General features: G+C 59.6%; 23 protein-coding genes, 2 tRNA genes, 2 pseudogenes and 1 other annotated feature. Of the genes and pseudogenes, 13 read left to right on the top strand and 14 right to left on the bottom strand.

Annotated elements, in window-relative coordinates; translation table 11 throughout:
- Positions 1–21: 21 nt before the first annotated feature.
- The 7 genes from SIN04_RS02945 to SIN04_RS02915 all read left to right on the top strand — a co-directional run bounded on the left by SIN04_RS02945 (position 22) and on the right by SIN04_RS02915 (position 7596).
- The gene (locus tag SIN04_RS02945) at positions 22–612 is read left to right on the top strand and encodes a TetR/AcrR family transcriptional regulator (RefSeq protein WP_134486038.1); all 591 of its coding nucleotides are present in this window, start codon (positions 22–24) and stop codon (positions 610–612) included.
- A 385-nt stretch (positions 613–997) separates the two neighbouring features.
- Positions 998–2269: a polysaccharide biosynthesis/export family protein gene (locus tag SIN04_RS02940; RefSeq protein WP_341264195.1), complete on the top strand. Its 1272-nt coding sequence runs from the start codon at positions 998–1000 to the stop codon at positions 2267–2269.
- A 124-nt stretch (positions 2270–2393) separates the two neighbouring features.
- Positions 2394–3638, top strand: a complete 1245-nt coding sequence (locus SIN04_RS02935; protein WP_134486037.1) for a WcaI family glycosyltransferase — start codon at positions 2394–2396, stop codon at positions 3636–3638.
- Between the two features lie 107 nt (positions 3639–3745).
- Positions 3746–4519, top strand: a complete 774-nt coding sequence (locus SIN04_RS02930) for an SOS response-associated peptidase (protein ID WP_134486036.1) — start codon at positions 3746–3748, stop codon at positions 4517–4519.
- Positions 4520–4649: 130 nt separating this feature from the next.
- Positions 4650–4883 (top strand): hypothetical protein, encoded by a 234-nt coding sequence (locus SIN04_RS02925; protein WP_134486035.1) that lies wholly within the window; start codon positions 4650–4652, stop codon positions 4881–4883.
- 282 nt (positions 4884–5165) lie between these two features.
- Positions 5166–5357, top strand: coding sequence for a hypothetical protein (locus SIN04_RS02920; RefSeq protein WP_134486034.1), 192 nt, complete (start codon positions 5166–5168; stop codon positions 5355–5357).
- 611 nt (positions 5358–5968) lie between these two features.
- Positions 5969–6022, top strand: a sequence feature (sul1 is cis-regulatory element that is thought to sense ions involved in sulfur or methionine metabolism; They are found in Alphaproteobacteria).
- Positions 6023–6111: 89 nt separating this feature from the next.
- Complete coding sequence (locus SIN04_RS02915) at positions 6112–7596, top strand: SulP family inorganic anion transporter (protein ID WP_341264194.1); 1485 nt, start codon at positions 6112–6114, stop codon at positions 7594–7596.
- A 79-nt stretch (positions 7597–7675) separates the two neighbouring features.
- Here SIN04_RS02915 and SIN04_RS02910 read toward each other — a convergent pair.
- Positions 7676–7751, bottom strand: a tRNA-Asn gene (locus SIN04_RS02910).
- Between the two features lie 172 nt (positions 7752–7923).
- Here SIN04_RS02910 and SIN04_RS02905 point away from each other — a divergent pair.
- Positions 7924–7997, top strand: a tRNA-Cys gene (locus SIN04_RS02905).
- Positions 7998–8113: 116 nt separating this feature from the next.
- On the opposite strand, the gene SIN04_RS02900 is transcribed toward SIN04_RS02905, so the two are convergent.
- Entirely contained in the window at positions 8114–8953 is an 840-nt protein-coding gene (locus SIN04_RS02900) for a DNA adenine methylase (RefSeq protein ID WP_134486032.1), read from the bottom strand.
- Between the two features lie 510 nt (positions 8954–9463).
- On the opposite strand from SIN04_RS02900, the gene SIN04_RS02895 reads away from it, so the two are divergent.
- Positions 9464–10099: an SOS response-associated peptidase gene (locus tag SIN04_RS02895; protein WP_134486031.1), complete on the top strand. Its 636-nt coding sequence runs from the start codon at positions 9464–9466 to the stop codon at positions 10097–10099.
- An 892-nt stretch (positions 10100–10991) separates the two neighbouring features.
- Positions 10992–11081: pseudogene (locus SIN04_RS20210) on the top strand (hypothetical protein); the annotation flags it as partial.
- Positions 11082–11139: 58 nt separating this feature from the next.
- Here the strand turns inward: SIN04_RS20210 and SIN04_RS02890 are convergent.
- Positions 11140–11628 carry a hypothetical protein gene (locus SIN04_RS02890; protein ID WP_134486030.1) on the bottom strand — a complete coding sequence of 163 codons (489 nt, stop codon included), beginning with the start codon at positions 11626–11628 and terminating at the stop codon, positions 11140–11142.
- A 332-nt stretch (positions 11629–11960) separates the two neighbouring features.
- Between SIN04_RS02890 and SIN04_RS02885 the strand changes: the two genes are divergently transcribed.
- Complete coding sequence (locus tag SIN04_RS02885) at positions 11961–12899, top strand: hypothetical protein (RefSeq protein WP_134486029.1); 939 nt, start codon at positions 11961–11963, stop codon at positions 12897–12899.
- 339 nt (positions 12900–13238) lie between these two features.
- On the opposite strand, the pseudogene SIN04_RS02880 reads toward SIN04_RS02885, so the two are convergent.
- Positions 13239–14263 (bottom strand): annotated as a pseudogene (locus SIN04_RS02880) (IS3 family transposase); the annotation flags it as partial.
- A 64-nt stretch (positions 14264–14327) separates the two neighbouring features.
- On the opposite strand from SIN04_RS02880, the gene SIN04_RS02875 reads away from it, so the two are divergent.
- Positions 14328–15517 (top strand): IS3 family transposase gene (locus tag SIN04_RS02875; protein ID WP_134491270.1). Its coding sequence is split into 2 segments (ribosomal slippage): positions 14328–14586 and positions 14586–15517, totalling 1191 coding nucleotides; the frame shifts between segments, so codons are not numbered across the junction.
- On the opposite strand, the gene SIN04_RS02870 is transcribed toward SIN04_RS02875, so the two are convergent.
- Together SIN04_RS02870 and SIN04_RS02865 are read right to left on the bottom strand one after the other, a co-directional pair.
- The gene (locus SIN04_RS02870) at positions 15504–15647 is read right to left on the bottom strand and encodes a transposase (RefSeq protein ID WP_134486028.1); all 144 of its coding nucleotides are present in this window, start codon (positions 15645–15647) and stop codon (positions 15504–15506) included. The two genes, SIN04_RS02875 and SIN04_RS02870, sit on opposite strands and share 14 nt — an antisense overlap.
- A 47-nt stretch (positions 15648–15694) precedes the next feature.
- The gene (locus SIN04_RS02865; RefSeq protein WP_134486027.1) at positions 15695–17014 is read right to left on the bottom strand and encodes a hypothetical protein; all 1320 of its coding nucleotides are present in this window, start codon (positions 17012–17014) and stop codon (positions 15695–15697) included.
- A gap of 469 nt (positions 17015–17483) precedes the next feature.
- On the opposite strand from SIN04_RS02865, the gene SIN04_RS02860 reads away from it, so the two are divergent.
- Positions 17484–18509 (top strand): BLUF domain-containing protein, encoded by a 1026-nt coding sequence (locus SIN04_RS02860; RefSeq protein WP_166795830.1) that lies wholly within the window; start codon positions 17484–17486, stop codon positions 18507–18509.
- Between the two features lie 412 nt (positions 18510–18921).
- Here SIN04_RS02860 and SIN04_RS02855 read toward each other — a convergent pair whose 3' ends face one another.
- The 8 genes from SIN04_RS02855 to nusG form a co-directional block, all read right to left on the bottom strand.
- On the bottom strand, positions 18922–19137 hold the full coding sequence (locus SIN04_RS02855; protein ID WP_134486025.1) for a hypothetical protein: 216 nt from the start codon (positions 19135–19137) through the stop codon (positions 18922–18924).
- An 8-nt stretch (positions 19138–19145) separates the two neighbouring features.
- Positions 19146–19484, bottom strand: a complete 339-nt coding sequence (locus tag SIN04_RS02850) for a hypothetical protein (protein WP_341264193.1) — start codon at positions 19482–19484, stop codon at positions 19146–19148.
- Positions 19485–19494: 10 nt separating this feature from the next.
- The gene (locus SIN04_RS02845) at positions 19495–20229 is read right to left on the bottom strand and encodes a hypothetical protein (RefSeq protein WP_134486023.1); all 735 of its coding nucleotides are present in this window, start codon (positions 20227–20229) and stop codon (positions 19495–19497) included.
- Positions 20230–20299: 70 nt separating this feature from the next.
- Positions 20300–20464 carry a hypothetical protein gene (locus tag SIN04_RS02840; RefSeq protein ID WP_166795829.1) on the bottom strand — a complete coding sequence of 55 codons (165 nt, stop codon included), beginning with the start codon at positions 20462–20464 and terminating at the stop codon, positions 20300–20302.
- Positions 20465–20466: 2 nt separating this feature from the next.
- Entirely contained in the window at positions 20467–22149 is a 1683-nt protein-coding gene (locus SIN04_RS02835; RefSeq protein WP_341264192.1) for a terminase large subunit, read from the bottom strand.
- The gene (locus SIN04_RS02830; RefSeq protein ID WP_134486022.1) at positions 22149–22760 is read right to left on the bottom strand and encodes a hypothetical protein; all 612 of its coding nucleotides are present in this window, start codon (positions 22758–22760) and stop codon (positions 22149–22151) included. Before SIN04_RS02830 ends, SIN04_RS02835 begins: the two co-directional genes overlap by 1 nt.
- Before the next feature lie 85 nt (positions 22761–22845).
- Positions 22846–23175 carry an HNH endonuclease gene (locus SIN04_RS02825; protein WP_134486021.1) on the bottom strand — a complete coding sequence of 110 codons (330 nt, stop codon included), beginning with the start codon at positions 23173–23175 and terminating at the stop codon, positions 22846–22848.
- Positions 23176–23347: 172 nt separating this feature from the next.
- On the bottom strand, positions 23348–23962 hold the full coding sequence (gene nusG / locus SIN04_RS02820; protein WP_134486020.1) for a transcription termination/antitermination protein NusG: 615 nt from the start codon (positions 23960–23962) through the stop codon (positions 23348–23350).
- Between the last annotated feature and the right edge of the window lie 35 nt (positions 23963–23997).

The following is a 23997-nucleotide window of genomic DNA, read 5'->3' as shown; positions in this document are numbered from 1 at the left end:
TCATTTGGGGACAGCGGTGGAATGAAAATTGTCAACGAACAAAGGCAAAGCGATCCGCACCTCAGCATTATCGAGGTGGCGGAGCGACTATTTGGCCAGATCGGCTTCCAGAAGACAACGGTCGCGGACATTGCCCGCGAATTGCGCATGTCGCCGGCCAACGTGTACCGCTTCTTCTCGGCCAAGGCAGAGATCAACGAGGCGGTAGGAGGCCGCCTTCTTCGCAGCGTCGAGGCCGCCGTCGACGATGTCGTGAAACAGCCGGGGCGACCCGCCGAAAAATTGCGCGCGGCGATAGCCGCGATCGAAAAAGCGAACGCCGACCGCTTCCTCTCCAATCGTAAGCTGCATGAACTCGTCGAAACGGCGTTCAATGAAAACTGGCCGATCGTTCATGAGCATGTCAAAACAATACACGCGTCGCTTTCTGCAATCATTTCCCAAGGTGTTCACGAAGGCGAGTTCCACGCTGATGACTACCAACTCGCCGCTCTCCTCGTGCACAGCGCATGCATTCGATTCTGCCATCCGCGACTGATGGTGGAATGCGCTCAGGATCCGGAACCCACCCTCGATCAAATGATCGATTTCTGCCTCGTGGCGCTGAAGTAATCCCGCCTCAAGAAAAGCTCGGCCGCCGCGCAATTGCCCCCGGCGGAGTTGAACCCGCGCCGCGGCGGGACAAGCAGGTCCATGCAGCGTCGAGGGGATCGCCGCGTTCCGCCTCGCTGATCAACCCGGCGCCGTAATCAACCGCTGCAGCAACTGCGCCGTCGACGGATGCGTTTTGCGCCTCCATTATGGTTTAATCTCAATAACGCCCGGTTGAAACTTCCAAGCGTCCGCAAGCATGAGGATTTGGGCTTGATCGGAGCTGTGCCAATTTTGTAACAGGTTTTGTTATACTGAGACTTTCCCCGGCGACATGGGCCGGGTTCCTCTGGCCCCAACCGCTCCGACAGGGTATCAGTCAAAAAGGTGAAGAGGGGCGAAGTTCATGTTGGGTTTTCGATTGGGCGGGATCACCTTGTTGGCGTCGGCGCTGCTCAGCGCGGGCGGCTGTAGCTTCTTTCCGAACGATGGCCCAGCTTCCGTCGACGTCTTGAAGCAGAAATCAGAGTCTCTTCCATACGCCCTGATCAAGCTGACGCCGGAGACGATCGACGTTCTGGCCGCTTATGAGCCAAAAGGTCTCGCCGGCGCATTCACGGACCGGCGTCCGTCCTCCAACATCAAATTCGGCATCGGCGACATCGTATCGACGACGGTTTTCGAGGCCACCGCCGGCGGCTTGTTCATCCCGCTCGACGCCGGCGCGCGGCCCGGCAACTACGTCACTCTCCCCGACCAGCCGGTCGACAATAACGGCAACATCACCTTCCCATTCGCGGGCGTGATTCGCGCCGCCGGCCGCACCAATGTGGAAATTCAAAACGAGATCGTCGACAAGATCAAAAACCGCGCGATCGAACCGCAGGTCGTCGTCACCCTGGCGCAGCAGAGAACCTCGCTCATCAGCGTCATCGGCGAGGTGAATACGCCGCTTCGCTTCGCGGTTCCCGCGACCGGCGCCGGCGATCGCGTCCTCGACGCGATTACACGCGCTGGCGGCATCAAGGGACAGGGCTATTCAACCTGGGTCATGCTCGAACGCGGCGGCAGGCGCGCCACGGTCCCCTTCGAAAACCTGGTCATGAATGCGGCCAATAATATTTATATCCAGCCAGGTGACCGCATCTACGTCTACCAGGAACAGCAGAAATTCATCGTTTTCGGGGCCTCCGGCGCCGAAGGCACGCTCGGCTCACAGGGCGAATTCAATTTCGACGCATGGCGCATCAATCTCGCCGAGGGCGTCGCGAAAGCAAGCGGATTGCAGGACGCCCGCGCCGACGCGGCCAACGTATTCCTTTATCGGAGAGAACCGAAAGAGGTTGCAAAACTCCTTGGCGCGGATGTGTCAGGCTTCGCCGGAGATCTTGTTCCTGTCATTTTCCAGATCAACCTGAGCGACCCCGGGGGCTATTTCCTCGCCACCAGAACACAGATGCGCAATGGAGACGTCATTTTCATCTCCAACTCCCAGTCTTACCAGCTGTCGAAATTCTTTAACTTCGTGACTACGGTGACGCAGGCGACCACTGGCGTGACGTCGACCATCATCGGCGTCCCGACGGCCTCGGCCGCCGTTCATGGCAATACCCTGGCGACGCCAGTCACGGGGACCGCAGGCACTACGGTCATTCCGGTTACGACGGCCACGCCTTAATGGATGCGATCTGGTCCAGCATCAGGCATGGACCTAGCATAGAAACGGCCTGCGACACCGCAGGCCGTTGAACCGGGGCCCGGACGACGCCTATAATTCGCCCTCCCTCGAGTTTCGAGCACCGATGACGCCGACCGCCGCCAGAGCCGAACCGCGCCCAAAAATCCTCATTTATGGTGAGAATTACGCGCCGGAGATGATCGGCGTCGGCCGCTTCACCGGCGAAATCGGCTCCTACCTCTCTGAACTGGGATACAGGGTCGTCGCCGTCACCGCGCCGCCGCACTACCCCGGCTGGCGGGTCATTCCGCCCTTTCATGCATGGCGCTACGCAAGCGAAGTTCGCGACGGCGTCAAAGTTCTGCGCTGCCCGATCGCGCTGCGCACCGAGATGCGCGGCGTGTGGCGCCTGATCGCGCCATTGAGCTTCGCCGTTACCTCCGCGCCGGTCGCGCTGTGGCAGATCATCCGCTTCCGCCCCGACATCGTCCTCTGCGTCGAGCCGACTTTATTCGTCGCCCCGGTCGGGTTGGTCGGCCGATTCTTCGGCGCCCGCGCCCTCCTTCACGTGCAGGACCTTGAAATCGACGCCGCCTTCGCCGTCGGTCATTTGAAGGGCGGGCTACTCAAAAGACTCATCTTTGGCGTTGAATCAGGGCTGTTGCGCCGATTCGACGGGCTGATCACCATCTCGGGACAGATGCGCAAGCGACTGATCGCCAAAGGCGTCGCGGCGGACAGAATCGGCATCGTCCGCAACTGGGTCGATCTCGCCAAGATCAAGCCGCTCGACGGAACGAACAGCTTTCGCAGCGAGCTTGGATTGGGCGCAGCCGATTTCGTCGTCCTCTATGCGGGCAATGTCGGCGCAAAGCAGGCGCTCGAAGTTGTCCTCGACGCAGCGCGCAGACTCTCCGGCAAACCTCATGTACATTTCGTCATCGCAGGCGACGGACCCGAAAAGCAGCGCCTGCAACGCGATTATGGCGACCTCAGAAGCGTCCATTTTTTGCCCTTGCAGCCGGAGGCGCGGCTTTGTGAGCTGCTTAATCTTGCTGATCTGCATGTGCTGCCGCAGAGCCAGGGCGCGGCCGATCTCGTTTTGCCTTCAAAGCTCGGAGGAATGCTGGCGAGCGGCAAGCCCGTCCTCGTCACGGCGGATCGGGGCACCGAGCTTTACGAAGTACTGGAGGGCACCTGCATTCTCGTGCCTGCCGGCGACAGCGCGGCGATGGCGACGGAGATCGACCATCTCGTCAGCGAGAACGCTCATCCAGCGCTGGGGGACGGGCGCCGTCTCGCCGGGCTTTTCGCGCGCGATTCCTGTCTCGATCAGTTTCGCGCTTATCTCGACCCGCCCAAGGCTTGAGCAGATCACTGCAAATAGGGTGCGCCACGGGGCCTTGGAAACGGGTTGCATGAGCGCCCCCACTCCCAATATCAGGAGCGGTCGATCCTGGCCAACGGGACCTTTTCATGTGTGGGCGCTACGCCATCACTTTGCCGCCGGAGGCCGTGCGGCGCTTTTTCGGCTACGTCGAGCAGCCGAATTTTCCGCCTCGATATAATATAGCGCCGACGCAGCCTGTTCCCATCGTGCGCGCCGGCCTTGATCCGAGCGGCGCAATCACGCGCCATTTCTCTCTCGTCCGCTGGGGGTTTGTTCCCTCTTTCGCCAAAGATCCGAGGTCATTTCCGCTGATCATCAATGCGCGGAGCGAAACGCTCCTGCACAAAGCAAGCTTCAAGATGGCGTTCAAACGCCGCCGTTGCCTCTTTATCGCCGACGGCTTTTATGAATGGCGCCGGGGGTCAGAGACAGGCGCAAGGGGAAGGCAGGCTTCGCGCCCCTACCTCTTTCGCCGCGGGGATGGCGCGCCTTTGGGTCTTGCAGGGGTCTGGGAAAGCTGGATCGGGCCAAACGGTGAAGAAATGGATACGGCCTGCATTATTACGACCGCCGCCAATGGCGTGACCACGGCGATCCACGACAGACTGCCCGCGATTATCGAGGCTTCGTCGTTTGAAAAATGGCTCGATCCGGATGAAGCCAGCGCGGACAAAGCCTTTGATTTGCTGCGGCCGCCGGAAAATGACGTGTTGAGCTTTTTTGAGATCGGCCCCGCCGTAAACAAGACAGAGAATGATTCGCCCCAGGTGCAAAACCCCGCCGCCGCGCCGCAGCTTCAGCCGGCGTGGCGGCAGGAGGCGAAAGAAGCCGCAAAGCCGGCGCAGGGATGCCTTTTTTGAACGTCCCGGCGGGTGAGAGCTCTGGTCGACCGACGGAGGCGCTTTGCGCGCAATGACAAAGCGCTTGACGCCCGCCCGCCTCTGCCGACGAATGGGCAAGTGTCGTCAATGAGCAAAGGAGCTGACGGGCATGTTCGAATGGCTGAGGGGCTTCTGGACGCGACACATCGCGCAGGACGTGCCAATCGATCTTGCAAGGTGCGAGTTCGGCTGCCGGGTAAGAGAATGCCGGCGCGGCGAATGGGAGCGCTGCGAAAACAGGCTCTTGGACGTTCAGCGCCAGATCGCCTACGCTGAAGCGGCCTCCCCAGCGGAGCCGCCGCCCCATGGCCACAACGCATCGCCGGAGCAACGCAAGTCCTGAAAATTCCGGCGGCGATCGAAAGGAAACCCGTGGCTGAGCAGTGCGGCTCGCTCCTCAGTCGCTGATGCGGGCGCTTGCCGCTCAGCGCGCCTTGCCGAGGCTGGTTAACGCGAATTCGCGTTTTTCGCCTAAAGGCGAGGCAACTAATTCGCAAGTTGCAGGTTCAAAGGCCCAAAATCCAAAGGGGATATGATCGTGGGCCAGAACGCATCTTCACAGGAACGCGCCATCGCGATGTTGTCGATCTTCAAATCACGGAATGTCGCGGAAGGGGAAAGTCTGATGGCGAGCGATGTTTTCATCGATTGCCAACTAAGCAGTGGCGGCGCCGACTTTCGCGCGGCGATGCAATATGCCGAGCGCCGGAATTGGCTCAAGGACGAGGGAGCCGTGATCAGGCTGCTGGACGCAGGCCGGAGAGCCACGCTCGCCGATTGCGAGGACAAAGGCCCGGCCAAAGGGGCCGTCGTCTAGCGCGGAATGCGTTCAAGCGGATCGCATTAGCTCTTTAAGCTCTTGTTTTACCGCATGATGGGGTCCGAAAAGTCTGCAACGTTCCGGCATCATGCCCTAGCCGCGCATCCATTCGCTCGAACCAGGCTGAACCATGCCGTCCGGCATGTGCGCTTCAACACGCCGCTGCAGCGGCCTTGGGGTCACACCTGCCCTCGTTTCAGCACCAATAAATTTAGGCCTGCCCGCGAGAACGCCGAAAGATTTGGCGGCCCTTGCGGGCGGGCTCGCGTTTGCAGCCCTATCCGTCAAGGCGCCCGCGAGAGCGGCAGACATCAATTTGCGGAAGAATTTGGTGGAGCCTGGCGGATTCGAACCAGCCATCTCTGCTTTCGCAGCGCTCTCCCACTGAGCTACGGCCCCGTGCCCATAGATCTACGCGAAATCCGAATTGGCGTCTTGAACTAAATGGGTCAATCACCGTCAAGGCAGCCCCGAGAGCGCCGCTTCCGGGACGAAGTTTGCTCCCGAGCCGTCATGCCGTAAGGCCGAAAACACCGCCAAAGGCGCCGTTTCAGATGGACCGCTTTTTGGGTTGATGTTGCAGCGCAATGCAGGCAGACTGAATGCTCGTCGGACCCGATCAGATCGGGTGGCTCGGCCGGGCGCCTATCCCCCGGAAACACCAGCGAGACATTGCGGTATTGCGTCGCCTGCATTTCCGGGCGGCCGAAGCTTGCGCCAAGTGGTCTCGCTGCTAATTTTGGTTCAAACAATGAGGTTTTACGACACGTTCCGCCGTGAGTGGCTGGTCAATGCTCCGACCGAACTCCTGTCAGGCGTCCTGGTGGCGCTGGCGCTGATTCCAGAGGCGATTGGCTTCTCGATTGTCGCCGGCGTCGATCCCAAGGTCGGCCTTTATGCTTCTTTCTCTATCGCTGTCGTGACCGCCATCGTGGGCGGGCGCCCTGCCATGATCTCTGCTGCGACGGCTTCCACGGCGGTGCTGATGGTCACGCTGGTCAAAGATCATGGCCTTCAGTATCTGTTCGCTGCGACCGTTCTCATGGGACTTCTGCAGATCATCGCCGGAGCATTGCGGCTCGGTCTCCTGATGAAGTTTGTCTCGCGATCTGTGATGACCGGCTTCGTCAACGCCCTCGCCATTCTGATTTTTCTGGCCCAGCTTCCGCAGCTGACGCATGTCGGATGGCAAACTTACACAATGGTCGCAGTGGGGCTCGCGATCATCTATCTGTTCCCGTTGCTCACGAGGCGCGTGCCCTCGGCGCTGGTCAGCATAGTGGCCTTGACCGCCTTCGCCATTTTCACTGGCGTCAAGCTCCGCACGGTCGGGGACATGGGCGACCTTCCGTCCAGCCTGCCCGTGTTCGCGATCCCGCATGTGCCGTTCGACCTGGAAACCCTCAAAATCATCTTTCCCTACTCGCTCACCATGGCTGCGGTCGGCCTTCTCGAGTCGCTGCTGACGGCTACCATCGTCGATGACATGACGGACACCGGCAGCGACAAGAACCGGGAATGCGCCGGCCAGGGCGTTGCGAATTTCGTCACTGGCTTTCTTGGAGGCATGGGCGGCTGCGCGATGATCGGACAGTCGGTCATCAATGTCACAGCCGGGGGCCGCACCCGGCTCTCCACCTTCACGGCGGGTTGTTTTCTGCTCTTCCTGATCGTCGTTCTCGGCGACTGGGTGAAGCAAATTCCGATGGCGGCGCTGGTGGCTGTCATGATCATGGTCTCGATCAGCACGTTTAGCTGGCCGTCGCTGCAAAATCTGGGCTCCCATCCGCTGACGTCAACCGTGGTGATGCTGGCCACGACGCTTGTGGTTGTGGCGACCGGGGACTTGTCCAAGGGCGTTCTGGCTGGGGTTCTTCTCAGCGGCGTATTCTTCGCCGCCAAAGTAGCCCGCCTGCTGGACGTCACGTCCGAACTCTCCGAGGATGGGCGCGAACGAACCTATTTCATCACGGGACAGGTGTTCTTCGCTTCATCGAACAGTCTCGTTGACGCCATCGACTATCTGGGCGCGCCGGAGCGGGTTCGCATTGATGTCAGTCAGGCGCATTTTTGGGACATTACGGCGATCGGCGCCCTTGACGACATCGTGCTGAAACTGCGCCGCCATGGCGCGACGGTTGAAGTGCTCGGCCTCAACAAAGCCAGCTCGACGATGGTGGAGCGATTCGGCACGCATCATCGGCCGGAAGCCGAAAGGCGGAAAGCCGCCCACTAAATTCTGCGCGAACTCCGATCCGGCGTTATGAACTGGCCAATGGGTCAAGCTCAACCGCCGGATCGTGGAATGAAAGTTTTGGCTCCCTGAGCAGGACTCGAACCTGCGACCGATCGATTAACAGTCGATTGCTCTACCAGCTGAGCTATCAGGGAATGCATGCGGCGGTGGCCGCCGCAGCGATTGGCGGCATATAGCAAGCTTGCCGCCGCTTTGCAAAGCGCTAATCGCATGCCGTCATCAGAAGTTTGCACGAACGCCGAACCACGCCTTGCTTCGAAGCGGTTTCTTTTGCTATAGGCAAGACCGCGCTGTCGTCGCGACGGAGGCCTCGTGGCGGAGTGGTTACGCAGAGGACTGCAAATCCTTGCACCCCGGTTCGATTCCGGGCGAGGCCTCCAATACTTCAGCCGCACATTGATATCGTTGAACTATTTATACACAATTGTCCCACTTTTTCGAATGACTTTTGAAAGTGGGACAATTTGTTCGCGTTCAGTGCTATTCAGTGCATGCATCAATCGAATGAAAACGTAGCTTGCTTGCGCGTCGCGACTCGCGACACGATCAGCTCAGAGGCGCGCTTCGCGTCGCCCTCCGCCGCCGTGTAGGTCACGCCGATCTGTTCCTGATCAAAGGCCGAGAAGATTGACCTCGTTTCGGGCAGATCATTGACCGTTAAGATAAAGGCGCCCGCGATCGCCTCGAGCTGCTTGGCCAGACGGCCGAAGTCCGCGCGCGTGAAGGCGCCGGCGCCGTAGAAGTGCTCGGTGCCGAGGTAAGGCGGATCAAGGTAGAAGAGCGTCCCCGCCTGATCGTATCGGTCGATGAATTCGCCATAGGCAAGGTTTTCGATCACGACGCCGGCGAGGCGCTCGCTGAGCGCGGTCAGGATCTCCGCCAGCTTGGTCACGTCGAATCGGCCTGGCAACCCTGGCGAGACGCCGAAGTTTCGGCCGGCGACCTTGCCGCCAAAGGCTGTGCGCTGGAGATAAAGGAATCGGGCGGCGCGCTCGAGGTCAGTCAGGGTCGCGGGATCGGTCGCGACGAGGCGATCGAACTCCCTTCGACTGGTCAGCTGAAACTTCAGCATATCCATGAACGCGACGTAGTGCCGCTGGAGGATGCGGAAGAAAGTGGCGACGTCGCCCGAGAGATCGTTGATCACTTCGGACGGCGGCGCGAATCGCCGGCGCAGGAAGACGCCCCCCATGCCGACGAAGGGCTCGGCATAGGTTCTGTGCGGCGCCGCTTCGATCCTGGCGACGATCGCGGCCGCCAATTGCTTTTTGCCGCCGATATAGGCAGCGGCCGGCCGCACCGGATCGACGCGCCGGAAGTCTGAACAGTTTGGCATAAGGGACTCGCTCTATTTCCTTCGCCTGCGTGATCGTTCACGCCGGCGGGAAACCCATCGAGCCAAGGGTTTCGCGGTCTCGCTTTGCCGGAGAGTCCGCGTTCGAGGGCGCGCCCACGCCTGAGAGCCCGCCGTCAGCGAGCTTTATCCTTGCCGCCCCTGATAATCTTCAGACGGTGTTGACCTTCAGTCGGGAGATCGGGCGGCGGCAGCGGAAAGTCCAAGTCCGCGAAATAAGCGCCGCATCGTGCCATCGCGGGGTGCCGTGGCTCCCAGAGCCGACAGTCTCCCGCCAGATTGCCAAGCAAATCGGTGAGCCGGATCTCCGCTCTATATTTATCCGCGAGCCGCGCGAGGCTGTAACTGCCCTTCCGTCCGCAGCGGCGACAGGCCAGCCGGACCTTGACGTAAGGATAGGAGGATAGCGTGTCGCCCATGTGAGAACATATAGCGAACCTTTCTGGCTCGGCCAAGATTGACGGTAAAGCCCAAAGCAGCTTCGATGCATGAATGTGCAACCTTTACAGCATCACCCGCAGCCAGGACGCCATGCGCCAGCTTTTCAGGATCCGGCGCGACCTGACGGGCAATCTGCCGCTGCTGCCGGCGATCTTTCCCGACACGATGGCGCCGGTGGTGCGGGTGGCGCTGGACGGCGTGCGCGAGCTCATCATGATGCGCTGGGGCTTTCCGCCGCCGCCGAACCTCGGCAAGGCTCCGGTCACCAATGTCCGCAACACAGCTTCGCCCTATTGGCGCGGCTGGCTCAAGGCCGAATGGCGCTGCCTCGTGCCGGCGACTTCTTTTTGTGAATGGACCGACAGCCGGCCGAAGATCACGCATTGGTTCGCGCTCGACGAGAGCCGGCCGCTCTTCGCCCTCGCCGGGATCTGGCGCCTGTGGACCGGTGAGCGAAAAGGTGAAATGGGAGAGCACCGCCTGTTCTCGTTTCTAACGACGGAGGCGAATGACGTCGTCCAGCCGATTCATACCAAGGCCATGCCCGTGCTGCTGACGACGCAGGAGGAATGGGATATCTGGCTGAAAGCGCCTCTCAACGAGGCGCTGGCGCTTCAGAGGCCGCTGCCGAACGACGCCCTACGAATCGTTGCGACGGGCGCGAAGAGCGATCAAATGCCGAGTTGAAAGCCTCCGCGTCCGCAAAAGGAAAATTGTCTTTAGTGGCGATCTCAACGGTAAAGCTATAGCTTTGTACAGGCGCCGAGATCATGGTTGTTGAATGATGGCAATCTAATAAGCGCCCTTCGTGTTCAAGCCATCACTCTTCGGCTCTCCATGTGCCTGGGTCGTAGTCTTCCAGGACGGGGGGACATCGTTGACCATCGTATGCAGGCCAAAACATTGCCCATGTTCCGCCAGCGGCAGTTCCTTTAAATGAAGCTTTACTACCTTCTATATTAAGTGCTTGCCGTAGATCGTTAGCTAATTCATTTGCGAGTCTTTCGACCTTAGACAGATATTGCCTGCCCATGGGAGGAGATACAGAGAATAGGCACTCTAACATTTCATCAACAGACAAACGCTTCGACATCTTCCCGCCCGCCATACTAGCGCCACAATGACGCATAACTTGATTTATCAAGCTTAAGTGATTTTGTCCACAGATTTTGCACTTTAAAAGAGTAAATAAGCGTAGCGCATCTTAATAATTATGCAGTATTTTGTCATGATTACGTAACTAGCGCGCGTATCTTAGACTGCATTCGCCATTTACGTGTACTTCGCCCATTGGAAGCGCAGTTTCTTAAGCGTTAACCTATGGCCGTAAAGAGGCGAGGCTAGACGAGGACAGTCTCGGTGGCTGGATTGAAATTTGTTCGTTGCTTCCCGCACATCTTGAAACCACAGCGGGCTAGCGATGATACGATGTGCCGCCGCTTTAGGTGCGATGTTCGCAATAGCGGCTCTTGATTCGGCGCCAGCATTCAGGATGTCGTGCTATGACTCGCATAGCTAATACAGCAGTTCAGACGGCTCTCTCGTTTCTGCCCCGCGATGCTCAAGTGAACGCTTTGCCGACAGAATCGCTATGCGTCGTGATGGATCACAAAGCTTTTCGCACCACGCTCGGGGCCCTTGTTCCCACAATGGAGGAGTTGACTATTGAGAGCAGCTGTCAGCGCCGGTCCGCTCCGCTCTGACCTATCTCAAAGCTTGACTCGCTTTCAAAGACCAGCCGGCCGATTACCATCGATCGTGTCCTTTTGGCGCTGCGCGCGAGTTCGAGCTTCGAAATAGGCGCGAGCACCAAACGGGGCGACCAAATCGGCTACGTCTTTCTCGCTTTCGTCCGCTGCCGATTTTCGACCGCGAGCCCAGGCTAAAATCCGAGACAGTCGCCCCATCATATCTTCAGCCGCGACTGGCTCCTTCGCGACTAGATCGATATGGTGATCCGCCAGCGCCGCCGCCGCGCGAGCCTCTTCCGCTACACAGTTTCGTCTGCAAATCTCGTCGGCGACCGCCTTATAGACTTTTCTCACTTGATAAAGTTCGTCCGACAACGTCGGCAAACGCCCAGATGTTATTCTTTCCTCAATTTCCGAAATTGCTTGCTGGTATCCTTGGACCAGAAAGAACCCTAGTTCGATGTCCGTGCACTCCGCGATCCGCACCTGGGCGAGGTCATTGCCCCGCCAGACCAAGAGAAACATTAATCCCTGCCGAGTTCCACACTGTTGCCCTGCAAATTTATGCCGCTTTGCATTGTGATTTTGCAAGTGGACGTCGCTGATGCGCCCTTGCGATCTCCCTGGCGGGGCAAGCCCGCCAATTTTTCCTTTCAGCAACCTCCGAAATACATAAGCCACACGAACGCGCTGCAAATGGCTCGCGATTTCGCTATCGGCAGCTCTAGCTGAGCATTGCCATCCCTCTCAGTCTTGCTTTATTATTGCAAAGCCCTCGGTTATCGGGACCCTAAAATCGGATTAGGGAAAAAATCTCTCCGGAACGTCACGAGTCGCCGCTGAGCATTGTTGCGCAAATGTCTGATCGTTATCGCAAGTTTATCTACTCCACAGCTATCGCCATATTAGTATTTGCCGCAATTGAAGGATTGTTGCGATTATTGGGCTTCGGATCATTTCCGATCTATGACGTCGACAGTCAATCTGAATATATTCCCTCGTCAAATCAGAAGGGTGTATTCCTAAATAAAAACAATTGGTTTTTCAATGATAGACATTTGGGTAACGCTGAAAATTGGAACCCTGGCAAGCGTCCGAACGTGCTCCTAGTCGGGAATAGTATTCTATTAGGCGGCCTTCCTTACAATCAACCGGATAAAGTTGCTCCTAGGTTGGAAAAAGCCTTAGGCACCTCATTCACTGTTTGGTCTGCAGCGGCAGGTGGATGGACTAACGTCAATGAAATGGATTTTTTTGACCATAATGAGGATTTGATAAAACATAGCTCCTTCATTGTGATTGAATATATGGAAGGTGGCCTCTCCCAAGCGGCGCCGTGGCCTGGGTACGCTCTTACGCCAAATACGAAGCCACTTTTATTGTCAGTATATTCGGCTCAGAAATATATACTCCCGTACCTCATAGGGTTGAGGCCCGTAAACGAATTTGGCCCGCTGCCGGTGAGGGGCGCTGTCGATCCGATGCAATTTCAGAGATTTACGAACTTCGTGCTTAACGCCACAAAGACAAGCTCAGTATTGATCTTCTTTTATCCGACCAAGCAAGCACTAGCTGACAAAGAGAGTTGGGCGCGCGCAATCGAGCCAATCAATGCAATCTGCAAAGTATTTAGCTTAAACTGCATCGATTTTGCCAAGGAGCGAAAATGGAGCCCTGATTTATACAGACGCGACATGGTGCACCCCACGCAAGAAGGCAACAAAGTGATCGCTGAAATCCTCGCCTCCGCCATTCAAAAGGCATCCGCCAAAAGTGAGAGCATCGTCTCACGGTGAGGCAAATGGCCGGGCTTGAAAGAGCATAGCGAAAAGACATCGCGGTATCCGCAGTGGAGCATTTTAATCGCTTCTAGGGCCAAGGAGCTTGCATCAGCGCCCCTCGCATCGGGGTTGTTGTCTTTGACCGAAAGCGGGACTGACCGCTGTCGGGCCACCTCTGACTAGCGCCTCGTCGAAGTGTTCTACAGAGCTGGCTCGGGTTGTCTAAACAGTTTTCCGCGAAAGATAAGTGGCGTTCCGCCGGGTTGCTTTCGTTAGAGGGCGCCGGGTGTTGGGTGTGACGCAGGGAGGGCGAAGCCCGGCCGCAGTCGCATCCAACACCCGGCGGCAGAAAATTCAGGCCGCCGCCAAGATGGGCGTCGGTTCGAAATAAGCCTCGTCCGGCGTGCGTCGGTCAAGGCTCGAATGCGGGCGCCGCCGATTGTAAAAGTTTAGATATCGGGCAATCGAGGTGCGCGCCACGCCGACGCTGTCATAGGCGTGCAGATAAACCTCTTCGTACTTGACCGACTTCCAGATGCGCTCGACGAAAACATTGTCGCGCCAGGCGCCCTTGCCATCCATGCTGATTGCGATCTTGTTGGCGATCAGCACGCTGGTGAACGCCTCGCTGGTGAACTGGCTTCCCTGATCCGTATTGAAAATCCCCGGCTTGCCATACTTCGCCAACGCCTCCTCCACCGCTTCGACGCAGAAATCGGCCTCTATTGTGATTGACACGCGGTGGCTGAGCACGCGACGGCTGAACCAGTCGACGACCGCGGCGAGATAGACGAAGCCGCGCGCCATCGAGATGTAGGTGATGTCCATCGCCCACGCCTGGTTCGGGCGATCGACCTTCAATCCGCGCAGCAAATACGGGTAAATCTTGTGACCTGGCGCGGGTTTTGACGTGTTTGGCCGGCGATAAATCGCCTCGATGCCCATGCGCTTCATCAGCGTGGCGACATGGCGGCGGCCCGCGGCGACGCCCTCGCGGTTCAGAAAATCCCGCAACATCCGGCTGCCCGCGAACGGGAATTCCAGATGCAATTCGTCGATGCGGCGCATCAGCGCGAGGTCTTCGGCCGATACCGGGCGAGGTTTGTAATAGACGCTGCCGCGACTGATATTTAGGATCTTGGCCTGACGGGAGATAGGAAGATCGTGATTGCGGTCGATCATCGCTTTGCGCTCAGCATGCCGGCCTTGATGAGCGCGCCTTCCAAAAAATCGTTTTCCAATGCCAACTCGCCGATTTTGGCGTGAAGCGCCTTCAAATCCACCGGCGCGGCTTGGACGTTCGTGGCGTCGGCGCCGAAAACCCCGGCCGCCCCTTCAAGCAATTGCGACTTCCAGTCCCTGATCTGGTTCGGATGAACTGACCTTGCCCCCTGAGGCTTATCCGGTTTGAAGTTTGCTCTGGCCCATGATGAGGACCGGAGAATGAAGCGCAGCCGTTTCAGCGAAGAGCAGATCATCGGGATATTGAAGGAGCACGAGGCCGGGGTTTCGGTAGCCGATCTGTGCCGCAAGCACGGCGTCAGCGACGCGAGCATTTATAAGTGGAAGACCAAGTACGGCGGCATGGATGTGTCGGAGGCCAAGCGGCTGAAGACGCTTGAGGACGAGAACACGCGGCTGAAGCGGCTTCTGGCGGACGCTATGCTCGACAATGCGGCGCTGAAAGATCTTCTTGGAAAAAAATGGTGACGCCCGCTGCCGAGCGAGAGGCCGTCGCGCATCTTCGATCAGCCTTCGAGATGAGCGAGCGGCGGGCGTGCAAGGTGATCGACTGCTGCCGGATGACGGTTCGCTACGCGACGGCCCGCACGGATGACGGCGCCCTGCGCGAGCGGATGAAGGCCATGGCGCACGAGCGCCGCCGGTTCGGCTATCGCCGCCTGCATGTCCTGCTGCGACGGGAGGGCTATGTGGTCAATCACAAGCGACTGTTCCGGCTCTATCGAGAGGAGAAGCTCGCCGTCCGGCGTCGTGCCGGGCGCAAGCGGGCGATCGGGACGCGAGCGCCGATGCTGATCCCCTTTGCCCCCAACGACCGCTGGTCGCTGGACTTTGTCTCGGATCAGCTCATCGACGGACGCCGCTTCCGCATTCTGGCGGTCGTCGACGATTGCACCCGCAAATGCCTTGGCCTGGTGGCTGATACCTCGCTCTCCGGCCTGAGGGTCGCACGGGAGCTGGATCGTCTGATCCATGAGCACGGCAAGCCCAAGATGGTGGTCAGCGACAACGGCAGCGAACTCACCTCGAACGCGATCTTGCGCTGGGCGGACGACAGTCTGGTGGCCTGGCATTACATCGCGCCAGGCAAACCGGTTCAGAACGCCTTCATCGAGAGCTTCAATGGGCGGTTGCGGGATGAACTCTTGAATGAGACGCTGTTCCGGTCGCTACCGCATGCCAGAGCCATGTTGGCGGCCTGGCGAGACGATTACAATACCAGGCGACCTCACTCTCGCCTCGGCTGGCGCACCCCGGCCGAATATGCCGCAACCTTCGAACCACAACGGGTGCAGGCGCGGCGCTCGATGGTAGGCTCCGCGCCTGCGCCCGTTGCTCACCCCGCTCAAACGAGCATCACAATCCGCCGGAGCGAACTCAAAACTGGATAAAACTTGGGGGCAAGGTCAGAACCTCAAAGTCCTGCGCTAGCTCAGTCAGCGTCTTCTCGCCCTTCAGGGCGGCTAGAGCCACTTTGGCCTTGAAACCTGGCGTGTGGTTCCGGCGCGGTCGTTTGGTCATAATCTCTCCTGATGCGCGACGATCATCGCCGCTGTCAGGCGGAAAAGCTACTTATCGATCCGTCCAGATTCCCCGAGCCAGCTCTCCGAGCCGAAGCCCGCGCGATATTTGCCGTCGCTGTCGATTTTGGCTTTGGCCGAAAATCCCTCGAAACCGGAGATCATCTTCGCCGCGTCGCCCGTCGCGCCCTGCAGTCCGGAGCGCAGCGTCGCGATGCGGGCGTTGACCGCGTCGAGCTGCGAGGCAAGCGGATTATCGGCCTGCAGGACGGCGTTGACCGCGCGGACTGATTGCTCGAGAGTCATAGGCTGGTCGCTCACCGCGGCGGCGCGGGCGCGCAAGACGCTAACGTTCTTATTCAGCTCTTCATTCTGCTGCCGAAGGCTATCGGTCAGTTTTCGATATAATTTGTCGCCGGTGCCAAACGCATAGGCGTTCTGCGCCATTTCGGCGGTTGCGCGCATCGATTCCTTGCTAACAGCCTCGAGCCTATTGATCAGCGCGTCATAGATGACGGCGTTCATCTTGTTGGCATTGCCGGTCATCTGCGCCTGGCGGAACTGCTCAAGCTCACCCGACGTCACTCCCGCCAAGGTCTGCAGGAATGAGAGACCTTTTGAGTTCGGGTCATCAAAAACAGCTGCCCATTCCTTGGCCGTAGACTTGGCCTGGTCGCTCGACCCGGCATATTTGGTCAACAGCTCGACAAGGGCGTCATTGACGGTTTGAGAGTAATTGTGGATTGATCCGAACAAGCCCTGAATGGCCGCGCCGTCTTTTTCGGTTACGCCCGGAATTTTCTGCAGCTCTCCGACGTAATCGCCGATGATCTTGTTGGTGTAGACGAAGCCGTTGGCGGCGCCCTCGATCGCTGAGACATTTCCGGCGAAGGCCATCTGACGGCCGACCTGAGCGATCGTCGCTGCGGTCTCGAGCGCCTTGGCTTCGAGATAGGCGAACGCGGCCCCGCCGACCACGGGAACCATCATCAAGGCATAGCCCAGCGCATTGGCGGCGACCGTCGCGACGACGGCCCCCGACGCCGTCGAAAGCAGGCTTGAGGCATAGCCGCCCGCCGCCAGGGCCGCGCGCCCCATCGCGGAGCCGCTCAGAGCCGTCGCGACAGCGACGCCCTCATTGCTCGCCGCGAAGATTTTGACCGCGGCGTTGGCGCCGACGATTCCGACAGCCACTTTGCCGACATCGGCGATGATGCTGCCCATTTCCTTGAAAACGCTGTTGGCGTTCTCGATCGATGAGCGGACGTTGCCTGTGAATTCATTGACGGAGCGCGAGGCCTGAAGCATCGACGTCGCGACGCCGGAAACGTCGGCGCCGAATTTCAAGGTCACGTCTTTTGTCGCCACCGAACGCTCCAATGGAAAAGGCCGCCCAAAGGCGGCCTCGCAAGGAAGAAAAATGCGATTTAGAGTTAATATTGCATAAGATCAAACGCTTGGTGGCCGACCCCCTATGTCTGCAACGGGTGGATTTCTGCCTGTCCGCTCCCGGGCCTGCAATTTGGTAAGCGGCCATTCTGTCTATGGCGTGGCCGGCCCGGGAGCGGAATGGCAGTTTTCCGGCGATAGGAAGCGAAAGCGGTCGTTCGACGGCACGAGTCAAACGGCAGAGTTCCTCCCTTAGCAGATATTCGAACTGACCCACTACCCAGCCGTCTTCATCCTCGGAGCTGGCGCAAGTTGGCACTATGGGTATCCTACCGGTGAGGAACTGTAAAAAAGAAGCCACATTGCCATTACGACGACACTGATTTAATGCATTTAATGCCAGTCCTTTGCCGAGCAGCAGCGATCCGATAGCGCGATGAAGAGGATCATGTACGTCAGCACCGTGGCGAAATCCCTGCCGGAGGAAGAGATCAGCGCGATCAGCCGCAGTTCCAGCAAGAACAACCGGAAAATCGGCGTGACGGGGATCCTGCTGTCGGCCCATGAGTTTTTTTTTCAAATTCTCGAGGGCGAGGAGGTTGTGGTTGATCGGCTTCTGGAACGAATTCGTCGCGATCCACGCCACCGGGACCTGATGATACTGAAGGCGGAAATGGGCGTCACGGAGCGCCTGTTTCCGAACTGGTCAATGCGGACCATCCGCCTTGGGGAGGCCAACGGGATGATCCTGAAAGCCGTTCGGATCATGCTGGAAAACATCACCCAGTCGCATCGCATCATCGAGCGCTACACCCAACCGTCGGTCCTGCAGTTCCTAACCCAAGGACTCAACCCGCTCGAAATCCCAGTCAAAAAAACCCGTAAGATCATCCTTTTCGGCGACATGGTCGGGTTTTCCATTATGTCGCAGAAGTTCCCTGTGGAAGAGGTCACCGCCGTAGTCAACGCCTATCTCGACGTCTGTTGCCGACGTATCGTCCAGCATGGCGGTGAGGTGACCAAATACATCGGCGACTGTGTCATGGCGCACTTCCCGCCCGATTATGCTGATGCCGCCATCGAAGCCTGCCTTGAAGCGCTCGACGATGTCCGGCGGCTTCGGCGAGTGGCCGGGCAGTGCCAGCCGATGAATCTCCTGTATTGCGGCTTTGGACTTTCGGAGGGAGAGGTGATCCAGGGTAATATCGGCTCCGCCATCAAGATGGACTATACGGTGCTAGGGGATACCGTAAACTTGGCAGCGCAGCTGGAAGCCCTGACCCGCACGATCCGGCGGGCGCTTGCTCTGAGCGAACCAGTGCAGCAAAACGCCAAAGGTTCATGGCCATTCGCAAACGTCGGGCAGTTTGCGCTCAAGCGCCAGGGAGAGCTAAGTACGGTGTATTCACTCGACGATCCGCTGGTCACGGAATTCAAGGTAATCGAGGAATTGACCCGAGAAATTCGGGAGTGATGCAATCCGGTTAGGACTATGAGGTCGGGCCTGTGAAGATGACTTCCGGCTAGGTCGTGGCCCGCCGCAAGCCCCCTTATATCGAACCTATAACCCAGACAGCCAATCGCAGAGGGGACGCGGCTTGCATGTCGTCTTGTGGCGGATACTGTTGAAAAACTCGAAAAATGAGCGACGTCAGAAAATTAGACTTTGGTCTTGGGTCGAAAGCGGCGATCTCGCGCCGGCGCCAAGCGTCGGATTTCATCCGCTAGAACCGGATGCTTATGTGCTTATGGCCCAATAACCATCCGGCTATCGTGAGAAAGACCGCTAGAGAGATCAGGAACTTAAGAAAGGATATGAGGGAATCCAGCATCGTGGCGGCTCGCGTGATGGCCCTACTTGCCATCACTTAAGCTGCGCAGCAAGCTCATCCCCGCATGATTCCATCGGGGAACTGACGTCGCAACGCTTCTATCGAGATGCCCTGCGATGCGCCCTGAGGCGCCGCATTCGGCTTCTTCGCTTCGATCCTGTGCACGATTTTCAGGATTTCATGCACAGGCGGATATTCGGCCCAATAGTCGAAGAGATCGCGGACCTCGAGCCATGGCTCCTCGTCGACTTGCGCCGAGGTCCACCCCATCGCTGTTTTCAGGCGGCTTCGGATCCAGCCCCAGGTTCGGCGCCGGTCTTCGGCGCTTCGGCTTCCCCCGGCGCGGCATCCTTCGTCTCGATCCAGCCGCCCATGAGCAGGACGACGCGCGAGGCGGCGTCGATTTCTGTCTTCGTGGCCTCGACGTCCCAGAGCGCCGCCACGTCATCCGGATGATCGCGGCCGATCGCGACCGCGATCACCTGCAGCGCCATCGCCATGCCGTTTCCGACGCCGGCCCTGGCGACGAAGGGTTCGATCTGCTCGACCTGTTTGCAGGTCAAAGGCCGCAGACGCCATGTCTTTGCGCCAAGCGTGATTTCTTGATCAATCGCCATGGAAAATTCCTCAATAGCCGTCGGGGAAGGACCAATTGCCGAGAAGACCAGCCGCGTTGACGAAGAGCGAGGCCTCGAAATCTGGCAAGGTGAAATCGGTCAGCTTGGTTCCAAAACTGAACTTCGACGACACCGCGTTGTAGAAACTGAAAGAGCCCGTCTTGTTCGTGGTCGGATCGATGAAATAGAGCACGCCGCCGAAAGAGACGGTGTTGCCGAGGATCGGGTTGCCGACCGCAATGGACTGACCAGCCGCCGTCACGGTATAGCCGTAACTGATCAGAACCAGCGCGCTCTGGTCCGCCGTGCCGAAGGTATAGACGCCGGTCGCCGGGACAACCGAATATTGTCCGGCCGCCGTCACAGTTGCGACCCGGGTGAACGGCAGCCCGGTCGCCGCATAGACAACGCCCTGGTCGCTGAAGAAAACGCCGCTGCCGGGAGGCGCGATCGTCACGGTCCATGGAGTCGCGGACGGAACGGAGTGCGCCTCCGCCATGCTGTAGGCGGTCTGACCTACCGTCGGCGTCACGCCATAATAGAGTGCGCCGAGCGCCTGGCCGGAGATGCGGGCCGCCGTCGCTTTCAGCGTCGACTTGATGGTTCCGGCGCCGACCGCGATGGCGCGGCGGTTCGTCGTGCAGCAATAGACGGCCGAGACGGCCATCGCCGTGCCCTGGCTGATGCTGAGGCCCGTGGCGGAGGGCGTCGCGCCCAGCGTCGGCAGGAAGCCTTGCGCGGGCATGGCCGCGCCGGCGGCGGATTTTTCGACAGGAGGCGCCGACGACCTGGACAGGGATGAGAGAAAGCCCAAATCAGTGCACCCCGAAGATGGCGACGCCAATCAGGATCGCGCCCGGCGCGGCGAAGGCCGCGGGGACGCTGACCAGCGACAGGCCATAACCGAGAAGGCCGAGGCCCACGGCGAGCATGAGATCGCGGGGCGCAACTGCTTTGGAAATGCGCGAGATGAGGCTCATGTTCAGATTACCAACAGGTTGTGGCCGTCCTCGTAGACCGAGCGGCCGCCGAGGGGTTCTGGGTTCTGGCTCATCAGCGCCACCGCGTTGAAGAGCGCCATGAGCGGATCAATCTTGGCGCTGCCCGAGGCCTGCTTGGTGACCACGATGGCGTTGCCCTTGGGTTCGACCTTGGCGTTGCCGACGCACCAGGCCATCATCGGCGCGCCGCAATGCCTGAGATTGCCATCGGCGAGTTTGACCTCGGCCATTTTGATCGTGCCGGTCAGCTTGTAGCCCTGGCTGACGCCGACGATGCGGTCATCGCCCTCGATGCCGCGCAGCTTCATCGCCTCGACGATTTCGGCGACGCCGTAAGGATCGAGCCCGACGCTCGCGAGCACCCCGGCCTGGTCGATTTCCTCCGCGATGTCGGCGACCGACTCGAACGCCTCCGACATGCGCTTGACGATCTCGAGATCGCCATCCGCCTCGAAATCGCGGAGATTCGAGGCCTCGCCCTTGCGGCGCTCGAGCACCGAATTGTGCGCGAAGGCGTGGCACCATGACAGCCATTTACGCGTCTCCTTATCACGGCCGACGACGCCGACCCCGAGCAGATCGTCCAGGCCGCCGCCGTCGACGCCCATGGTGACGACGTCCGAGCGCTCGACGATCTCTGCGAGCGTGAGGCCGGCCTCCGCGTTTTGTTCCCAGAATTCAGCGCCGGGCCAGGCGTCGGCGCTGAGCGCGAGGCCGATCTCGACGTTGAAATGCTGGCTGGCGAACAGGGCCAGCTGCGCCTTGCCCTCGCTGACCGCCGAGACCAGCTCGCGTTCGAGAAACGCCTCATCCACGGAGCGGCCGAGGTTGGGATTGACCAGCGGCCAGAACGTCCGCTTTTTCCAGCCGTCATCCTTGGCCAGATGGAGCGGCAGCTCATAGAGGACCGGCAGAAGCGGCAGCTGCAATTTGCCGTCGCGCACATCGCGCGCCTTTTGCAGCTCTGATTTGAAGACGCCACGCGGCGGCGCTTTCGATTGCGTGGTGATGATGATCAGGAAGCCGTCGGGGCGGGCGGCGAGCGCGCCGCGCAGCTCGACCAGAATATCCGCCGCGTTGGATTTGGACGCCAGTACATGCAGCTCGTCAATGAGCGTGCCGACCTGCTTGCCGCCGGTGATGACGTCCGTATCCGCGGCCTTGACCTGCAGCGTCGAGCCCATGCGCCGATGCGTGATGGTCTTGAGGTGGTCCTGGACCTGAAACAGCTTGTCGAGCTCTGGATCGACCTTGATCGTGCCGCGCGCCTGCTTGAAGGCGATGCCGGCGATTTCCTTGGTCGGCGCGATCAGGACGAATTCGCCCTCCGGCCTGTTGTTGATGATCAGCGCGTCGACCATGATTGACGCGCCCGTCGAGGTCTTGCCGTTTTTCTTCGGCATGAGCAGGAAGAACTCCTGGATCATCCGCCGCTGCAGGATCGGGTCATAGGAGCCGAAGATCGCCTCGACGATCGGAAACAGCCAGGGACCGGCGACGTCACCCATCATCGGCAGGCCGCGCATGTCCGGCACCCGGAGGCGCTTGAAGATGCGGAGCCCGCGCGCGCGCTGATCCTCGAACAGCGGTAGCTCCGGGACGAGCGAGCGGCCTTCGAGCAGGCGCCGCTCCCAGTCGAGGCAGGCCGTGTTCCAATCGGCCATCAGTTCAGCGCCGCCCCGGGATTGAGATCATCGCCCCAATCGGTGCCCTCGCCGGCGGAGGCGGCCGCGGCCGAGGCGAGATCCTTCTTGCCGATGGCCTTGGCGTCGCTGCGATAGGATTCCAGGCGAGCCGTCGAGACAGCGCCAAGGCCGCGATCGAGCAGCGCGCGGGCGGCGGACACGCGGGCCGAATCGCTCGGGCTGTTCTGGGCGATCTTGTCGAGCACCGCGAGGGCCAGCGGGGCGAGCTTGCGGGCCTCCTCCATCATCTCGCCCGGCGTGGTCTTGAGAAACACCTGATCGAACAATGGAAGCGCCATGTCGATGCCCGTGTCCGTCGAGGGCTTGCCGAAGCCGCGATCGAGGATGGTGTTGGCGGCGGCGACACGGGCCGATTCGCTGTCGGAATTGAGCATCACCTTTTTGAGCGACTCGAGCGCGGTCCGGGCATGGATGCGGGCGCCCGATTCGATCTCGTCCGGCGTCGCCGCGATGGCGGCAGCTTTCAGATCAAGGCCGGAAAGCGCGGAGGGCGGCGTGTACCCCTTGGGCTTGCGGCCGGCACCGGCACGCTTGCCGCCGCGCTTCGATTTTTTAGGGGCCTCCGTCATGGTGTTTGAATTCGGCTCAATCAAACGGATAATCAAACGATCCGAGCTGATAAAAAAAATCCGCGCGTGAGGGAAAACCCGGTTGCTACGGGCGCGAGTCGCACTTTTCAAACCCCCTACCCTCGACGATGCCTTTCCGCGAGCCGTCCGGCCGTTCCTTGAACTCTCGGTCGTGATCGTCGCACAGGGATCGCAGGTTTTCCTTTTTGTCAGAACCGCCCCATCGGCGCGCGCGCCCATGATCGACGACGCGCGCCTGTTTGCCGCAACCCGGCACCGTGCACATGTGGCCGTCTCGATCGAGCACGCTGGCCCGATCCTCCTTCCACTGAGCTGACAAGTAATACGGATCCGCACGCTTCGGCGGGATGGCCGCAATTGCCCGCTGCTTGGAGATGCGCAGAGGTTTGATCATTTTCACGACGGCCCACCACACAAAAAGAAAGCCCCGCAACCATCGGCGCGGGGCTGAACTCGGGACGCAGTGACCCTTACGGGGCGATGATCGGTTTCCCAACAGGGTCTCCGTCGCCTGGGTGCGGTACATATCGACTCGACACGTTAGACCGCAGGTCCTGAATCGCAGGTCAAACTACGTTAATCAGCTGGTCAAGCCCTATTTTGACAACTACCTCACGTTTCAACAATTCGATCACAACCTCCGCACGCGTTCCGGCGATCGCGACACACCGGCCACGCCTTCCTCCAAAGGCTCCGTGCGTGAATTTCACTTCATCGCCTGCCCCGATCTTCGCCGGATCCCGCTCATCGTAGACGCCCGACATCTGCTCCCGCTGCATGCCGACGATCAGCGGCGTCGGCACTGCAAGGGGACGCCCATCATTCGCCAACACCGCTTCGATCCCATCGGTTTGACGGAGCAAATACCACGAGCTTCCCTCTGGAAAGCCAATGAATAGATAGCGCGGAAACATCAGCCTTGAAGCCAACACCCGTTTCTTCCGCAGCTTCACTCGCTTGAGGCCAACAGGCAGGAACGTCTCGAACCCTTTTCGAGTGAGCCCTTCAGCCGCGCGCTTTTCTGATTTTACGTTGGTGTAGGCGACATACCAGACAACACTTGCGCCGCACGCCAGCGCCGCGCCGTCGTCGCGGCCCATCTCGCTTTCGATCTTCGCGTTCATCCAGGCGGCATACCAATCGCGATCCTCGCTGCTCGCCAATCCCAAAGCCTCAGTCATCGCCTCACCTCGCCAGCCATTCGACCAAAAACCAA

The organism is Methylocella tundrae (assembly GCF_038024855.1).
Classification (GTDB): Bacteria; Pseudomonadota; Alphaproteobacteria; order Rhizobiales; family Beijerinckiaceae; genus Methylocapsa; species Methylocapsa tundrae.
Note: the sequence above shows the minus strand (reverse complement) of the source record. Positions and strands in the feature narration are given on the sequence as shown.

Bases quoted from the DNA above. Each gene is read 5' to 3' on its own strand.
- SIN04_RS02945 (WP_134486038.1), top strand. From the start codon at position 22: ATGAAAATTGTCAACGAACAAAGGCAAAGCGATCCGCACCTCAGCATT.
- SIN04_RS02940 (WP_341264195.1), top strand. From the start codon at position 998: ATGTTGGGTTTTCGATTGGGCGGGATCACCTTGTTGGCGTCGGCGCTG.
- SIN04_RS02935 (WP_134486037.1), top strand. From the start codon at position 2,394: ATGACGCCGACCGCCGCCAGAGCCGAACCGCGCCCAAAAATCCTCATT.
- SIN04_RS02930 (WP_134486036.1), top strand. From the start codon at position 3,746: ATGTGTGGGCGCTACGCCATCACTTTGCCGCCGGAGGCCGTGCGGCGC.
- SIN04_RS02925 (WP_134486035.1), top strand. From the start codon at position 4,650: ATGTTCGAATGGCTGAGGGGCTTCTGGACGCGACACATCGCGCAGGAC.
- SIN04_RS02920 (WP_134486034.1), top strand. From the start codon at position 5,166: ATGGCGAGCGATGTTTTCATCGATTGCCAACTAAGCAGTGGCGGCGCC.
- SIN04_RS02915 (WP_341264194.1), top strand. From the start codon at position 6,112: ATGAGGTTTTACGACACGTTCCGCCGTGAGTGGCTGGTCAATGCTCCG.
- SIN04_RS02900 (WP_134486032.1), bottom strand. From the start codon at position 8,953: ATGCCAAACTGTTCAGACTTCCGGCGCGTCGATCCGGTGCGGCCGGCC.
- SIN04_RS02895 (WP_134486031.1), top strand. From the start codon at position 9,464: ATGTGCAACCTTTACAGCATCACCCGCAGCCAGGACGCCATGCGCCAG.
- SIN04_RS02890 (WP_134486030.1), bottom strand. From the start codon at position 11,628: ATGTTTCTCTTGGTCTGGCGGGGCAATGACCTCGCCCAGGTGCGGATC.
- SIN04_RS02885 (WP_134486029.1), top strand. From the start codon at position 11,961: ATGTCTGATCGTTATCGCAAGTTTATCTACTCCACAGCTATCGCCATA.
- SIN04_RS02870 (WP_134486028.1), bottom strand. From the start codon at position 15,647: ATGACCAAACGACCGCGCCGGAACCACACGCCAGGTTTCAAGGCCAAA.
- SIN04_RS02860 (WP_166795830.1), top strand. From the start codon at position 17,484: ATGTACGTCAGCACCGTGGCGAAATCCCTGCCGGAGGAAGAGATCAGC.
- SIN04_RS02855 (WP_134486025.1), bottom strand. From the start codon at position 19,137: ATGGGGTGGACCTCGGCGCAAGTCGACGAGGAGCCATGGCTCGAGGTC.
- SIN04_RS02850 (WP_341264193.1), bottom strand. From the start codon at position 19,484: ATGGCGATTGATCAAGAAATCACGCTTGGCGCAAAGACATGGCGTCTG.
- SIN04_RS02845 (WP_134486023.1), bottom strand. From the start codon at position 20,229: ATGCCCGCGCAAGGCTTCCTGCCGACGCTGGGCGCGACGCCCTCCGCC.
- SIN04_RS02840 (WP_166795829.1), bottom strand. From the start codon at position 20,464: ATGAGCCTCATCTCGCGCATTTCCAAAGCAGTTGCGCCCCGCGATCTC.
- SIN04_RS02835 (WP_341264192.1), bottom strand. From the start codon at position 22,149: ATGGCCGATTGGAACACGGCCTGCCTCGACTGGGAGCGGCGCCTGCTC.
- SIN04_RS02830 (WP_134486022.1), bottom strand. From the start codon at position 22,760: ATGACGGAGGCCCCTAAAAAATCGAAGCGCGGCGGCAAGCGTGCCGGT.
- SIN04_RS02825 (WP_134486021.1), bottom strand. From the start codon at position 23,175: ATGATCAAACCTCTGCGCATCTCCAAGCAGCGGGCAATTGCGGCCATC.
- nusG (WP_134486020.1), bottom strand. From the start codon at position 23,962: ATGACTGAGGCTTTGGGATTGGCGAGCAGCGAGGATCGCGATTGGTAT.